Below are 12,660 nucleotides of genomic sequence, written 5' to 3' on the forward strand. Positions count from 1 at the left end.
GGGTACAACTCCCCTGATGACCACGACCCTGCGGCCGACCGAGCCGCTCCAGCGCACCCCCGACGGTTCGCGCTCGCGTCACTACGCGGTGTGTGTGAACAGCCGCCCCGTCGGCACCCTGCACCTCGCCACGCACCCGGTCTTCGGCCCCTCCGTCGCCCAGATACTCGAACTGAGCGTCGACGACAAGGACCGGGGGCGCGGCCGCGGCACCGTCGCGGCGCTCGCCGCCGAGGAGGTCGCCCGCTCCTGGAACTGCCGCCGCGTCGAGGTGGCCGTCCCCGCCGACGCGCAGGGCATGCTCCGTCTCGCGGGCGCCCTCGGCTACGTGGAGCGCAACCGGAACATGGCGAAGGCCCTGCCCGACCAGCCGCCCGCCCTCCCCGAGGGCGGCGTCGGGCGGCGCATGACGGAGGCCGAGTACGGGCCGTGGCTCGCGCACACCAAGGCCGCGTACGCGCGCACCTGGGTCGAGCGCGGCGTCACCGAGGAGGAGGCGCGCCAGAAGGCGGAGCGCGACCACGCGGCGCTGCTCCCGGAGGGCGTCGCCACCCCGGACGTCCTGCTCGGCGTGCTCGAGCACGCGGGGGAGCGGGTCGGAACGCTCTGGGTGGCGCAGCGCCCCGACGGGGCGTTCGTCTTCGACGTCGAGGTGGCGGCCGAGCACCGGGGGCGCGGCCACGGGCGCTCGCTGATGCTGCTCGCCGAGGCCGACTCGATCGCGGCGGGCGCCACCCGGATCGGCCTCAACGTCTTCGCGCGCAACACGGCCGCGCTGAGCCTGTACGCCTCGCTCGGCTACGAGCCGACGACGTACTACCTCTACAAGCAGCTGTGGTGAGGGTCAGGCCTGCTCGGCGAGGAGCCGGTCCGCGATCTCCTCGATCCGCTCCCGCAGCCCCTCCTGGCTCTTCCCGCCGTGCAGGAGCTCCCCGCCGATCTCGTACGTGGGCGTGCCCGTCACGCCGATGACCTTGCCCTCGGCCTGGTCGGCGTCGACGATCAGGATGTGCCGGCCGTCGACGAGCGCGGTGTCGAACTCCTCGGCGTCCAGGCCGAGTTCGCCCGCCACCTCGACGAGGAACGGCTCGCCCTTGCGGTCGAACTCCTCGACCCGGCCGAGCACGGCCTCCACGTACGGCCACCCCTTGCCCTGCGCGAACGCCTCCTCGGCGGCCTGCGCACCGGCGAAGGAGTGCTTGTGCTTGTCGAGCGGGAAGTGCCGCAGGCGCAGCTCGACGCGGTCGCCGTAGCGCTCGCGCAACGCGCGGAGATCGTCCAGGGCCGAGCGGCAGTCGGGGCACTGCAACTCGCACCACACGTCAAGGATGGGGTTCGGGGCGTTCATGGGGGCAAGTCTCCCAGGAGCGCCCGCCGGGCCCAACCTGGACCTGCGGAGGAGCGGCGACCCCGAGATGTCCCCCAGATGTGGCCGAGGTGGGCTCCGGGCGTGGCCCGCGGACCCCCGGGCGGTGCAGGATGGGAGGGGGAAGCGCCCCGCGATGTCCTAACTCGGGAGGACCCGATGATTGCCGAGACCGTGTGTTCCGCCGTCGCCGTGGCGGGCCTGGGCATCGCCGGGGTTCTCGCCTTCCGCAAGCGGTTCCTCAAGGCCGCCAGGACCGCCGCCTACGCCCTCGTGCCGCTGGGCCTGGTGATGACGGGCGCGGTGGAGTGGATCGTGGACACGGCGTTCAGTCCGACCGCCTGGGCCGGCTTCGGCGTGCTCGGCGTCGCCTGGCTGATGTTCATGGGGACGCGCGCCGTCGAGCGCCGCCGCTCCGGCCGCACCGGTGTGGAGGGCAAGGAGGGCAAGGCCGCCGTCGCCCCCGCCGCGTCGGCCCCCTCGCTCGGCGAGAGCCGGCGCCCGACGCCCGCGGCGCAGCCGAAGCAGCCGAAGGCCGAGCCCGCAGAGGACTTCAGCGACATCGAGGCGATCCTCAAGAAGCACGGCATCTGACGTCAACGGACGCGGCCGCCCCGCTGTCACGGGTTGCGGCGAACTCCCCCTCGAAAGTGGTCCGTTGAGTACCCGTCACCCGATGAGTGCGACATCATCGCGACGAGATGCTGGACACACCGCAGCTGCCCGATCAGCTGGACGCCGACCCGGGGCAGGCCCTCCACAGCGAGCCCACGCCGCCCGTACCCGTACGAACCGAGGAGCGGCCGAGTCAGCGCGGCTGTCTCTTCGCGCTCTCCCAACCACCGCTGATGATCTTCCTGGGAGTGATCGGCAGCCTGCTCCTGCTGGCGGCGCTGCACGACCTCCTGCTGCTGTGAACGGTTTCAGCCCGTCGCTTCCTTGCGCCGCGCCCGGTACGCCGCGACGTGCAGCCGGTTCCCGCACGTACGGCTGTCGCAGTAGCGGCGCGAGCGGTTGCGGGAGAGATCGACGAACGCGAACCGGCAGTCGGGCGCCTCGCAGCGGCGCAGCCGCTCCTGCTCCCCGGCGACCACGAAGAACGCCAGGGCCATCCCGCAGTCGGCCGCCAGGTGGTCGGCGACGGAGGCCCCGGGCGCGAAGTAGTGCATGTGCCAGTCGTAGCCGTCGTGGTCCGTGAGGCGGGGAGTGGTGCCCGCCTCCGCGACCAGTTCGTTGATCACCGTCGCCGCCGCACGCTGGTCACTCGCCGCGAACACCGCCGCGAAGCGGTCACGCACCGTACGCACCGATTGAAGATCGTCTTCGGTTATCACGCCGACATCGCTGACATCGTTCCTTCGTACGAAATCCGTCAGCTCGGCCGGACTCGTGAGCCCGTCCGCCTTCGTGTCGCCGTCCGGTGTCGTGTTCACCAGATCGACCACGGTGTCGAGCGCGCACCGGGTGTCGTGGGTGATCAGCACGATTCGCTCCCTGGCCTGGGGTAGGGCTCCTGCCCGCCGATGCCGCACGAGCCTAGTACCTGGCGGCCTCCGGGAACGCACCTGCGCCGCCGCCGTGGAAACTCCCACGGCGGCGGCGCCGGTGTATGCCGTATGCGGTTGTCCCGACCGTGATGCCGTGCCGTTCCCCGAGTGGACGGCACGGCACGCTCTCGCGCAGCTCACGCCGACCGGGTGCCGGCGCGGGCCTCCTCGTTCCGCGGCGCTAACTTTCCGCGAGGATGTGCGACAGCTCCTGGTCGAGGTCGAAGTGGCGGTGTTCCGTGCCGGGTGGCACGGCGGCGTCCGTTCGCTTGAGGAACGACTCAAGGGCCCGCGCCGGGGCCTCGAGCAGAGCCTCGCCCTCGGGGGAGCTCAGGGCGATGCAGACAACGCCCTGACCGTGGCTGCGGGACGGCCAGACTCGGACGTCTCCGGTGCCGGTCGGCCGGTGAAGGCCTTCGGCGAGGAGGTCGCGGGCAAACACCCATTCGACTGTCTCCTCGGCTCCGGTGTGGAAGGTGGCGTGCACGGCATACGGATCGGCCGTGTCATACCGCAGACCTGCGGGAACGGGCAGTGAGGACTCGCTCGACACAACGAGGCGCAGGTGCAGCTCGCAGCTGACCGTGGTGTTCATAAGCGCCAGGGCCTTTCGCTCAGTGTGCGCTCGGGGATTCGCACGTCGGCGAAATCGACATGCCACCTACGGTGCCGTTGTAAACCCCTCTGAGTGTTTTGAGCGTCTTTAGGTAGCTCGTACGGCCGAGTCTTATCTGTGAGAGAACGCCCATTCCGGTGACGCGAAAGAGTCGGGTAGGTTTGAGTGCATGAATACGGGGAGTGACAAGGGAGCCAAGGAGCCCGAGGCGCCGGAGCGGGCCGAAGAGGCCTCCGGGGCCGGTGCCGAGGGCGAGGCGGCCGGGGGGAAGCCGCTGGGCTCGCGGGCGCCGGGGTTCATCCAGGCCAGGCGGACGCTGCACCTGAGCTGGCAGGTCGGCGTCTTCATCGTGGGCCTCGCGGTCGTCGTGGGTGGCGTGATCATGCTGCCGCTGCCCGGCCCCGGCTGGCTGGTGATCTTCGGTGGCATGGCGATCTGGGCGACCGAGTTCGTCTGGGCGCAGCTGGTCCTGCGCTGGACGAAGCGGAAGGTCACGGAGGCGACGCAGCGCGCGCTCGATCCCAGGGTGCGGCGGCGGAACATCATCCTGACGACGATCGGCGTGGTGATCATCGCCGTGCTCGGCGGGGTCTACGTATGGAAGTTCGGGCTCGAGATGCCGTGGAACATCAAGCAGTGACGATGTGGTGCCGAGCAGGGGGTGCGGGGTGGTCCCAGGCGCCCCCTGACATGGGGTAATGTTCTTCCTGCGCCCGGGCGATTAGCTCAGTGGGAGAGCGCTTCGTTCACACCGAAGAGGTCACTGGTTCGAACCCAGTATCGCCCACCCCGGACCGAGGGCCCCGGAGACGTCGAGTCTCCGGGGCCCTCGGCGTTTTCCGGCGCCCACCTGCGGTTTCGAGGCGCTTCGAGCCTCAACTTCGTCCGAACTGTTGACGCACCCCCCACCCGTCTCTACTTTTGCTCGGCAAGCGCTTGCCTAAAACGATTCAATGCGCAGGGTGGAGGGGCTGGCTGTGCCTATGAACAGGGATCTTGATCGTCGTGGCCTGCTGAAGGTCACGGGGGCGTCGGTCGCCGCGCTCGGCCTGACGGCGGCCGGGTGCGGTGGTGACGGAGGGTCAGGAGCCGCGGGGGATGCGGAAGGGCCGGCGACCCTGCGATTCGCCTGGTGGGGCGGCGAACCGCGCGCCGTGAAAATCAAGAAGGCGATCGCGCTCTTCGAGAAGAAGAATCCAAAGATCAAAATCAAGCCCGAATTCACCGATTACCAGGCATTCTGGGAGAAGTTTCAGACGCAGGCCTCGGGCGGAAATCCTCCGGATGTATTCCTCAACTCCGTTGCCTTCCTTGCGAAGTACGACAAGCGTGGAGTTCTGCTCGACCTCAAGTCCCAGGTGGACGCCGGGAATCTGAGCCTCAAGCAGTTCCGCGGCGGCGTCGAGACGGCCGGTCAGGTCTCCGGCGGCAAGCAGGTCGCGGTTCCGGTCGGTGCCAACACCATGTCGCTCGTCATCGACAAGAAGGCCTGGGACAAGGCGGGCGTGGAGCCGAAGTTCGGCTGGACCTGGGGCGAGTACTTCACGTCGCTCCAGATCATTCAGGACAAGCTGGGGATCGCGGGCGACACGGGCTACGCCGGGGTCATGTACCTCTACGACCTGTACCTCCGTCAGAACGGCAAGGCCTTCTTCAAGGACGGCGAACTCGGCTTCACCCAGGACGATCTGACGCAGTGGTGGTCCGACTACTACAAGCGCGTGAAGTCCGGGATCGTCGCCGACCCGAAGCCCAACGGGTTCGTGCAGGGCAGCGGGCTCTACGACCTCGACACGGGAAAGTTCGCGATCGCCGACAAGCCCGTCGTCGGCGTCTCCCATCTGTCGGCGGTCTTCGGCCTCAACGAACTGTGCGCCGAGCTGATCGACATCGTCGACATGCCGAATTTCGAGGAGGCGTACTACGACTACTGCCGCTGCTTCAACGCCACGAAGGCGGAACAGAAGGCGCGCTACGGCTCCGACTTCGGCTCGCTCATCCTCTTCCAGGGCCACTCCCGGCTCGACGCCTACGCCGCCGTGCGCACCGGCGACGACAAGCTGGCCGAGCGGGCCTGGGAGAAGTTCTTCAAGAGCGACGGCTACACCGAGGCCTCGCCGTGGAGGACGGAGAAGGTGGAGGGGCCGGTGACGCTCGTCGCGGGCACCGAGGCGAACTGGGTCTACACCAACGACACGGCCCTGTACGGACTCGCCGCCATCGAGAACCTGGCGCTGGTCGGAGACAAGATGCCCTGACCCCGGCAGACTCTGGCCATGGACGGGAGGCCGTGGACCGGGAGGCCGTGGAACGTGGACTGGAACCATTACCGCTTTCGCAGCGTGTGGGAACTGCCCGCTCCGCCGGGCGCCGTGTACGCGGTGCTCGAGCGGGCCGAGGAGTACCCGCGGTGGTGGCCCCAGGTCCGCTCCGTGACGCCGCTGGACGGAAGCGACTCCAGCGGCGTCGCCGTCTTCCGGTCCTTCCTCCCGTACGAGCTGCACGTCACGGCGCGCGAGACGCGTCGGGACCCGGCCGCCGGGATCCTGGAGGTCGCGATGACGGGGGACCTGGAGGGCTGGGCGCGCTGGACGCTGACGCCGCTGCCGGGCGGCGGCACCCGCGCCGCCTACGACCAGGAGGTCGAGGTGGCCAAACCGCTGATGCGCCGGTTCGCGGTGGCGGGCCGGCCGGTGTTCCTCGCGAACCACGCGTGGATGATGCGCGGCGGGCGGCGGGGGCTTGCCGCCCATCTGCGACCGGCCTGACGCAACCGGTTTGAACACAGGGCGTCGCGACCTGTATTGTTCAACGCGTTCCCGGGCGATTAGCTCAGTGGGAGAGCGCTTCGTTCACACCGAAGAGGTCACTGGTTCGAACCCAGTATCGCCCACCCGAGAATGACCGGTCCGTCGCACAGACGGGCCGGTTTTTCGTTGTGCGGGTACGGGGTGGCGGACCTGGTGGGTGCGGTGTCGTTTCTGCCTTCGGGGCCCCGACGGGGGAACGGTCAGGCCGCCGCGGGAAGTTCCGGGCGCAGCGGCCACGCCGGGTCCACCACCTCCGGGTTGCCGCTGCGGGCGAACCAGGCCTGCAGGCCGCGGGCCTGCGCCGCGTGCCAGACCGCCTGCAAGGTGTGCAGCTCGGCGGGGGAGAGGCGTTCGAGGCGGGACGCGAACCGGCGGCCCACCGCCCGCACCACATCGAGGGACGCCTGGGCGTCCGCCCCCGCGTCGTGCGCCCCCGTCAGCTCCACCTCGTAGTGCTCGCACAGGTCGGTCAGCGTGCGGCGGCCCTTGCGGTAGCGGTCCAGGTGCTTGTCCAGGACGCGCGGGTCGATCACGCACAGGGACGCGGTCTCCAGGTAGTGGGAGAGCGCCGAGTTCCGGTGCCGCTTCAACTCGCGGTCCAGCAGCGTCAGATCGAACGGGGCGTTCATCACGACCAGCGGCCGGCCGGCCGCGGCCTGCTCGGCGAGCGCGCGGCCGACCTCCTCCATCACGGGCGCGGGCCAGCGCCCGTTGCGTTGAAGATGTTCCTCGGTCAGGCCGTGCACCTCGGTGGCACCGGGGGGTACCGGCACCCCGGGATTCACCAGCCAGCGCGTCACCCGCGGTCGCGTTCCCGCCGCGTCCTGCACCACGACAGCGGCCGACACGATGCGGTCGTTCTCCACGTCCACGCCGGTCGTCTCGGTGTCGAAGGCGGCCAGCGGCCCTTCGTACCAGCACGTCATGATCTCTCAACTCCTGCTTCCCGCGCGGCAGATGACGTCCCGTCGACGTGTTGTCCCTGCCCCAAGCGGTGATACCCGCGCTGTTTGCGTCGTACGCCGAGCGGTGACAACACAGGTACACGGCAGTTCAGCGGGGTGCCATCGTCGCGAACCCGCTTTCCCGGAAGGCCAGTTGGACCATGGCGCTCGCGCGGCCCGAACGAGGCGGGCTGCTGCCCGAGCGGATCGCACCGCCGCGCGGCACACTCGCCACCACCGCCTGCATGGAGACCCTCCAGGTGGGCTATCTGCACGCCGTGGCCGCCGCCGCGGGGTGCTCGCTCTCCCAGCCCTTTCCGGACAACGGCATCGACTGGCACGTCAGCCACAGCTCGCCCGGGCACGCCATCGACGACGAGGTCACCATCAAGGTGCAGCTCAAGGCGACGTACCAGGTCGCGCCCGATCCGCCGGGGCCGTCCTTCGCGTTCACGCTCGACAACGCGCACCTGGAGAAGCTCGCCCGCACCCCGGTCTCGGTGCACAAGATCCTCGTCGTGATGCTCGTGCCGCGCTCCCAGGACGACTGGCTGCGGGCCGCCCACGACCGGCTCGACCTGCGGCACTGCTGCTACTGGATCAACCTCGCCGGACACCCGGTCACCGGGCGGCGCAGGACCACCGTGCGCGTCCCGACGGCACGGATCTTCGACGACCGCGCGCTCTGCGAAATCATGGCGAGGGCCGGCGCGGGTGGACGTCCCTGACGGTTCGACTCGGCCTGGGCCGAAGGGAGTTGTGTGATGCAGCACCGCCCGATCGATGAATCCCTGCGTCCGCTCGGCGCGGGGCGCGGCCACCCCGTCGACCTCGTCGGACCCGAGCCGGGGCAGGTCGACCCCGCGGTGCTCGGCGCCCTGCTCGACCGGCACGGCTGGCAGCGGCGCGGTGGGGCCGCAGGACGGTACGCGCGCTGGACGCTGCCGGGGGCCGGCGCCCGCACCAGCCTGCTCGTGCCGGAGAGCCGGGCCTTCCCGGACAGCGAGGAACTCCTCGGCGAGGCGCTCGTCGCCCTGGAGCGCAGCGGTACGCCGTCCGCGCGCGAGGTGCTGGTCTCCCTCGCCGTGCCGAGCGACGAGATCCGCTGGACGCGCGACGTCCCGGCCGGACCCGCGGGCGCCTCGTCCTGGCCCGCCGAGGAGCGACTGCGGGGCGCGGCGCGGCAGATGCTGCTCGCGGGGGCCCTCGCCGCGCGCGGCCGCGCCGGGTACTACGGGGCCAGGCACCGGCGGCCCGCGGCCGCGGCCCTGGAGAACGTACTGGTGCAGACGGCGTCCGGCGGCCGCCGTCTCACCGCCTTCGTGCCCGTCGCCACGGGGCGGGCGCTCGCCGTCCGGCTGCACCAGGCGCTGTACGCGGTGCGCGAGGCCATCGACTACCGGCGGGCCACCGGTGGCATGGACGCGTTCGACAGCGCGATCGAGGCGGGCGTCAGCCATGAACTGACCGAGGCGCTCGTCGCGCTGGTGCGCGGCACCGAGGGCGCGCGCGTCGGCGTGGCCTGGGCACCCGCCGCCGGGGTGCCGGGGGAGTGCACGGACGGCGACGCGCCCGTCGAGTTCTCACCCGGCGACCTCGATGTGCTGCGCGAGGCCGGGGCCCGCTTCCTGTACGCCGAACCCGCCGTCTCCGTCCGCGTCACCGGCACCGTCGTCCGCATGCGCCGCGCCGGGCCGCGCGGCGCGGGCACGGTGCGCCTTCGGGTGCTCGCGGGCGTCGAGGTGCCGCACGTACGGATGACGCTGGACGAGGAGGCGTACCGGATCGCGGGCCACGCGCACCTGGTGGGTCTGCCGATCCGGGTGCACGGGCGCCTTGAGAGCCGGGGCGGGTTCCGCCGCCTCACCGACGCGACCGGGATCGTCCCCGTACAGGTGGAGGAGGCCGAGCGGGACCGGATGATGAAGTCGCTCCAGGAGAACCTGGACTTCTTCGAGGAGGCCTGCGCGGGGGAGGAGCCGTGACCGCTACCGGTGCGCGTACAGGTCTCTGAGCAGGGCGATCTCCGCCGTGTGGTGCAGCATCTCGCGGTTGATGTGCAGCACGAGCGTCGCCATCGGCTCCTTCTCGAAGGGGCCCTCGGCCGGACCGCACGGGCGGGCGAGCCCCGCCTCGTCCAGGCCGCGCACGCCCGCGATCCACCGCGCGTACGCGGCGTCGAGACGGGCCAGGGCCTCGGCGGCCGTGCCGGGATAGTCGTACGACATGTAGTCCACCGGCTCCGCCCCGAAGTGCGAGGCGTTCCGGAGGCCGAGCACACCCACCAGGATGTGGCCGAGGCGCCACGCGATCGTCGTCACGGGGGCGGGGACCGGCTCCGGGTACGCGAAGTCGATCGTGAGGTCCCCGGAGCCGCCCTGGATGGCGGCGGTGCCGGTGCCGCGCGGGTGCAGGGTCCAGCAGTCCGGCACGGGCTCCCAGAAGTACTCGTCGTCGGTCAGCCCCGCGAGCCGGTCGCGGAGCTGGTGACGCCAGTGCCAGTCGAGCTGGTCGGCGAGGAGCGTGTTCCAGTCGAGTGTCATACGTCTCACGCTAGATCCCGGCACCGACAGCCGCCCTGCCTGCGGACGGCTGCCCCGGTCAACCGTTTCGCGAGCGGCCCTGGTGACTCGGTACGATCGTGGCTGCGCGCGTCACAGGTAATGGCGCGGCGTTCCATCTTCAGGTAGGAGAAGTCCGGTGTCTGACGTCCGTGTGACCATCCAACGCGATTCCGAGCGGGAAGAGCGCGTGGTGACGACGGGCACTACGGCCGCCGAGCTCTTCCCCGGTGAGCGCAGCATCGTCGCGGCCCGCGTGGCCGGTGAGCTGAAGGACCTCGCGTACGAGGTCGCCGACGGCGAGACCGTCGAGCCCGTGGAGATCTCCTCCGAGGACGGTCTGAACATCCTGCGGCACTCGACCGCGCACGTCATGGCGCAGGCCGTGCAGGAGCTGTTCCCCGAGGCCAAGCTCGGCATCGGCCCGCCCATCAAGGACGGCTTCTACTACGACTTCGACGTCAAGGAGCCGTTCACCCCCGAGGACATCAAGCGCATCGAGAAGAAGATGCAGGAGATCCAGAAGCGGGGGCAGCGCTTCTCGCGCCGCGTCACCACCGACGAGGCCGCCGCCGTGGAGCTCGCCGACGAGCCGTACAAGCTGGAGCTCATCGGCCTCAAGGGCAACGCGGCGCAGGCCGCCGACGGCGCGGACGCCGAGGTGGGCGGCGGCGAGCTGACCATCTACGACAACCTCGACGCCAAGACCGGCGAGCTGTGCTGGAAGGACCTCTGCCGGGGTCCGCACCTGCCCACCACCCGTGTCATCCCCGCGTTCAAGCTGATGCGCTCGGCCGCCGCCTACTGGCGGGGCAGCGAGAAGAACCCGCAGCTCCAGCGCATCTACGGCACCGCGTGGCCGTCGAAGGACGAGCTGAAGGCGTACCTGGAGTTCCTCGTCGAGGCCGAGAAGCGCGACCACAGGAAGCTCGGCGCCGAGCTGGACCTGTTCTCCTTCCCGGACGAGCTGGGCCCGGGCCTCGCGGTCTTCCACCCCAAGGGCGGCGTGATCCGCAAGGTCATGGAGGACTACTCGCGGCGCCGCCACGAGGACTCCGGCTACGAGTTCGTGAACACCCCGCACATCTCGAAGGAAGCGCTCTTCGAGACCTCGGGCCATCTGCCGCACTACGCGGAGGGCATGTTCCCGCCCATCCAGTTCGACGAGCAGAACTACCGCCTCAAGGCGATGAACTGCCCGATGCACAACCTGATCTTCAAGTCCCGCGGGCGTTCCTACCGTGAACTGCCGCTGCGGCTCTTCGAGTTCGGCACCGTGTACCGCTACGAGAAGTCGGGCGTCGTGCACGGCCTGACCCGCTCGCGCGGTTTCACGCAGGACGACTCGCACATCTACTGCACCAAGGAGCAGATGGCGGGGGAGCTCGACAACCTCCTCACCTTCGTCCTCGACCTGCTGCGCGACTACGGCCTGAACGAGTTCGAGCTGGAGCTGTCCACCCGCGACGACTCCGACAAGTTCATCGGCACGGACGAGGACTGGGCGGAGGCCACCGAGGCGCTGCGCTCCGCCGCCGAGAAGCAGGGGCTGCCCCTCGTGCCCGACCCGGGCGGCGCCGCGTACTACGGCCCGAAGATCTCCGTGCAGGCCAAGGACGCCATCGGCCGCTCCTGGCAGATGTCGACCCTCCAGGTCGACTTCAACCAGCCCAAGCGGTTCGGCCTGGAGTACACGGCGGCGGACGGCTCGCGCCAGCAGCCCGTCATGCTGCACCGTGCCCTGTTCGGCTCGATCGAGCGGTTCTTCGGTGTGCTCCTGGAGCACTACGCGGGCGCCTTCCCGGCGTGGCTCGCCCCCGTCCAGGCCGTCGGCATCCCGATCGGCGACGGGCACGTGACGTACCTGGAGGAGTTCGCCGAGAAGGCGCGCGCCCAGGGCCTGCGCGTCGAGGTCGACAAGTCCTCGGACCGCATGCAGAAGAAGATCCGCAACCAGCAGAAGGCCAAGGTGCCCTTCATGGTCATCGCGGGCGACGAGGACATGAACGCCGGTTCGGTGTCCTTCCGCTACCGCGACGGCTCGCAGGAGAACGGCATCCCGGTCGACGAGGCCATCGCGAAGATCGCGAAGGTCGTCGAGGAGCGGGCGCAGGTCTGACCACCCGTCCCGTCAGTCGGTATCGCGTCGAGAGGCCCCCGGAGCGTGCTCCGGGGGCCTCTCCCCTTCCCGCGCGAACACCTGCAACAGCCACGACGAGAACGAACCCGTGACGGCGCCGAGCAGCGCCAGGCCGCAGGCCATCACGCCCACCGCGACGAGCCTGCCGAGCGGGGTCACCGGCGCCAGGTCGCCGTAGCCCACGGTCGACAGCGTCGTGCAGGTGAACCACACCGCGTCGCCGTATGTGCGGATGTCCGCGTCCGGCGCCGTGTGCTCCTGCTGGTACAGGGCCAGTGAGGCCGCGAAGCCGAGCAGCGTCACGGACAGCCCCGCGTACGCGATCACGCGCGCGTGCAGCGAGAGCCGCGGCTCGTTCCGCCGGCGCTGCACCGCCTGGTAGGCCTGCACGATCCGGACGGGACGCAGCAGCGGAAGCAGCAGGACCAGCGTGTCCAGCCAGTGCGTGCGGACGAAGCGTGGCCAGCGCTGCCCGCTCAGGCGCCGGCGCACCACGTAGTCCACGATGAACACCGCCCACGCGGCGAGCGTGAGGGCGAGGCACAGATCCCGAAGGGCGCCGGGCAGGGCCTGGCCGAGGACCCGGACCGCGTACCCGGCGAGGTAGACGAGCGAGGCCACCGCCAGGACGACGCCGTTGTGCCGCTCCCAGCGAGCGAGTGGGGTGTCGGTCATC

The 12,660-nt window shown here is 70.4% G+C and carries 15 protein-coding genes and 2 tRNA genes; 11 read left to right on the plus strand and 6 right to left on the minus strand.

Features of this window, described 5'->3' with window-relative positions; all coding sequences use genetic code 11:
- Positions 1-16: 16 nt before the first annotated feature.
- On the plus strand, positions 17-841 hold the full coding sequence (locus tag ACNYS0_RS32685) for a GNAT family N-acetyltransferase (protein WP_422478738.1): 825 nt from the start codon (positions 17-19) through the stop codon (positions 839-841).
- Positions 842-844: 3 nt separating this feature from the next.
- Here the strand turns inward: ACNYS0_RS32685 and ACNYS0_RS32690 are convergent, their stop codons facing one another.
- On the minus strand, positions 845-1,348 hold the full coding sequence (locus ACNYS0_RS32690; protein ID WP_422406153.1) for a DsbA family protein: 504 nt from the start codon (positions 1,346-1,348) through the stop codon (positions 845-847).
- A 177-nt stretch (positions 1,349-1,525) separates the two neighbouring features.
- Here ACNYS0_RS32690 and ACNYS0_RS32695 point away from each other — a divergent pair, with 177 nt between their 5' ends.
- The gene (locus ACNYS0_RS32695; RefSeq protein WP_422478740.1) at positions 1,526-1,960 is read left to right on the plus strand and encodes a hypothetical protein; all 435 of its coding nucleotides are present in this window, start codon (positions 1,526-1,528) and stop codon (positions 1,958-1,960) included.
- Between the two features lie 107 nt (positions 1,961-2,067).
- Positions 2,068-2,283 carry a hypothetical protein gene (locus ACNYS0_RS32700; protein WP_422478742.1) on the plus strand — a complete coding sequence of 72 codons (216 nt, stop codon included), beginning with the start codon at positions 2,068-2,070 and terminating at the stop codon, positions 2,281-2,283.
- Positions 2,284-2,289: 6 nt separating this feature from the next.
- Here the strand turns inward: ACNYS0_RS32700 and ACNYS0_RS32705 are convergent, their stop codons facing one another.
- Together ACNYS0_RS32705 and ACNYS0_RS32710 are read right to left on the minus strand one after the other, a co-directional pair.
- Positions 2,290-2,850 carry a CGNR zinc finger domain-containing protein gene (locus tag ACNYS0_RS32705; protein ID WP_385762968.1) on the minus strand — a complete coding sequence of 187 codons (561 nt, stop codon included), beginning with the start codon at positions 2,848-2,850 and terminating at the stop codon, positions 2,290-2,292.
- Between the two features lie 244 nt (positions 2,851-3,094).
- A complete protein-coding gene (locus ACNYS0_RS32710) occupies positions 3,095-3,508 on the minus strand; it encodes an SsgA family sporulation/cell division regulator (RefSeq protein WP_004002642.1) in 414 nt (137 codons plus the stop codon).
- A 190-nt stretch (positions 3,509-3,698) separates the two neighbouring features.
- On the opposite strand from ACNYS0_RS32710, the gene ACNYS0_RS32715 reads away from it, so the two are divergent.
- The 5 genes from ACNYS0_RS32715 (at position 3,699) to ACNYS0_RS32735 (ending at position 6,422) form a co-directional block, all read left to right on the plus strand.
- The gene (locus ACNYS0_RS32715) at positions 3,699-4,169 is read left to right on the plus strand and encodes a TIGR02611 family protein (RefSeq protein WP_422478744.1); all 471 of its coding nucleotides are present in this window, start codon (positions 3,699-3,701) and stop codon (positions 4,167-4,169) included.
- 75 nt (positions 4,170-4,244) lie between these two features.
- A tRNA-Val gene (locus tag ACNYS0_RS32720) sits at positions 4,245-4,316 on the plus strand.
- 196 nt (positions 4,317-4,512) lie between these two features.
- Entirely contained in the window at positions 4,513-5,787 is a 1,275-nt protein-coding gene (locus ACNYS0_RS32725) for an extracellular solute-binding protein (RefSeq protein ID WP_422478746.1), read from the plus strand.
- A 54-nt stretch (positions 5,788-5,841) separates the two neighbouring features.
- The gene (locus ACNYS0_RS32730) at positions 5,842-6,297 is read left to right on the plus strand and encodes an SRPBCC family protein (protein WP_422482841.1); all 456 of its coding nucleotides are present in this window, start codon (positions 5,842-5,844) and stop codon (positions 6,295-6,297) included.
- A 53-nt stretch (positions 6,298-6,350) separates the two neighbouring features.
- Positions 6,351-6,422, plus strand: a tRNA-Val gene (locus tag ACNYS0_RS32735).
- A 117-nt stretch (positions 6,423-6,539) separates the two neighbouring features.
- On the opposite strand, the gene ACNYS0_RS32740 is transcribed toward ACNYS0_RS32735, so the two are convergent.
- The gene (locus ACNYS0_RS32740; protein WP_422478748.1) at positions 6,540-7,265 is read right to left on the minus strand and encodes a 3'-5' exonuclease; all 726 of its coding nucleotides are present in this window, start codon (positions 7,263-7,265) and stop codon (positions 6,540-6,542) included.
- 179 nt (positions 7,266-7,444) lie between these two features.
- On the opposite strand from ACNYS0_RS32740, the gene ACNYS0_RS32745 reads away from it, so the two are divergent.
- Positions 7,445-8,011: a DUF4365 domain-containing protein gene (locus ACNYS0_RS32745; RefSeq protein ID WP_422478750.1), complete on the plus strand. Its 567-nt coding sequence runs from the start codon at positions 7,445-7,447 to the stop codon at positions 8,009-8,011.
- A gap of 36 nt (positions 8,012-8,047) precedes the next feature.
- Positions 8,048-9,268 (plus strand): hypothetical protein, encoded by a 1,221-nt coding sequence (locus tag ACNYS0_RS32750; RefSeq protein WP_422478752.1) that lies wholly within the window; start codon positions 8,048-8,050, stop codon positions 9,266-9,268.
- A 3-nt stretch (positions 9,269-9,271) separates the two neighbouring features.
- Here the strand turns inward: ACNYS0_RS32750 and ACNYS0_RS32755 are convergent, their stop codons facing one another.
- The gene (locus tag ACNYS0_RS32755; RefSeq protein WP_422478754.1) at positions 9,272-9,826 is read right to left on the minus strand and encodes a DinB family protein; all 555 of its coding nucleotides are present in this window, start codon (positions 9,824-9,826) and stop codon (positions 9,272-9,274) included.
- Between the two features lie 157 nt (positions 9,827-9,983).
- Here ACNYS0_RS32755 and thrS point away from each other — a divergent pair, with 157 nt between their 5' ends.
- Entirely contained in the window at positions 9,984-11,963 is a 1,980-nt protein-coding gene (gene thrS, locus ACNYS0_RS32760; RefSeq protein WP_422478756.1) for a threonine--tRNA ligase, read from the plus strand.
- A gap of 12 nt (positions 11,964-11,975) precedes the next feature.
- Here the strand turns inward: thrS and ACNYS0_RS32765 are convergent, their stop codons facing one another.
- The gene (locus tag ACNYS0_RS32765; protein WP_422478758.1) at positions 11,976-12,659 is read right to left on the minus strand and encodes a potassium channel family protein; all 684 of its coding nucleotides are present in this window, start codon (positions 12,657-12,659) and stop codon (positions 11,976-11,978) included.
- Position 12,660 lies beyond the last annotated feature (1 nt).

It is taken from the genome of Streptomyces anthophorae (assembly GCF_049310305.1).
In the GTDB taxonomy this organism is placed as follows: domain Bacteria; phylum Actinomycetota; class Actinomycetes; order Streptomycetales; family Streptomycetaceae; genus Streptomyces.

Bases quoted from the DNA above. Each gene is read 5' to 3' on its own strand.
- ACNYS0_RS32685 (WP_422478738.1), top strand. From the start codon at position 17: ATGACCACGACCCTGCGGCCGACCGAGCCGCTCCAGCGCACCCCCGAC.
- ACNYS0_RS32690 (WP_422406153.1), bottom strand. From the start codon at position 1,348: ATGAACGCCCCGAACCCCATCCTTGACGTGTGGTGCGAGTTGCAGTGC.
- ACNYS0_RS32695 (WP_422478740.1), top strand. From the start codon at position 1,526: ATGATTGCCGAGACCGTGTGTTCCGCCGTCGCCGTGGCGGGCCTGGGC.
- ACNYS0_RS32700 (WP_422478742.1), top strand. From the start codon at position 2,068: ATGCTGGACACACCGCAGCTGCCCGATCAGCTGGACGCCGACCCGGGG.
- ACNYS0_RS32710 (WP_004002642.1), bottom strand. From the start codon at position 3,508: ATGAACACCACGGTCAGCTGCGAGCTGCACCTGCGCCTCGTTGTGTCG.
- ACNYS0_RS32715 (WP_422478744.1), top strand. From the start codon at position 3,699: ATGAATACGGGGAGTGACAAGGGAGCCAAGGAGCCCGAGGCGCCGGAG.
- ACNYS0_RS32725 (WP_422478746.1), top strand. From the start codon at position 4,513: ATGAACAGGGATCTTGATCGTCGTGGCCTGCTGAAGGTCACGGGGGCG.
- ACNYS0_RS32740 (WP_422478748.1), bottom strand. From the start codon at position 7,265: ATGACGTGCTGGTACGAAGGGCCGCTGGCCGCCTTCGACACCGAGACG.
- ACNYS0_RS32745 (WP_422478750.1), top strand. From the start codon at position 7,445: ATGGCGCTCGCGCGGCCCGAACGAGGCGGGCTGCTGCCCGAGCGGATC.
- ACNYS0_RS32750 (WP_422478752.1), top strand. From the start codon at position 8,048: ATGCAGCACCGCCCGATCGATGAATCCCTGCGTCCGCTCGGCGCGGGG.
- ACNYS0_RS32755 (WP_422478754.1), bottom strand. From the start codon at position 9,826: ATGACACTCGACTGGAACACGCTCCTCGCCGACCAGCTCGACTGGCAC.
- ACNYS0_RS32765 (WP_422478758.1), bottom strand. From the start codon at position 12,659: ATGACCGACACCCCACTCGCTCGCTGGGAGCGGCACAACGGCGTCGTC.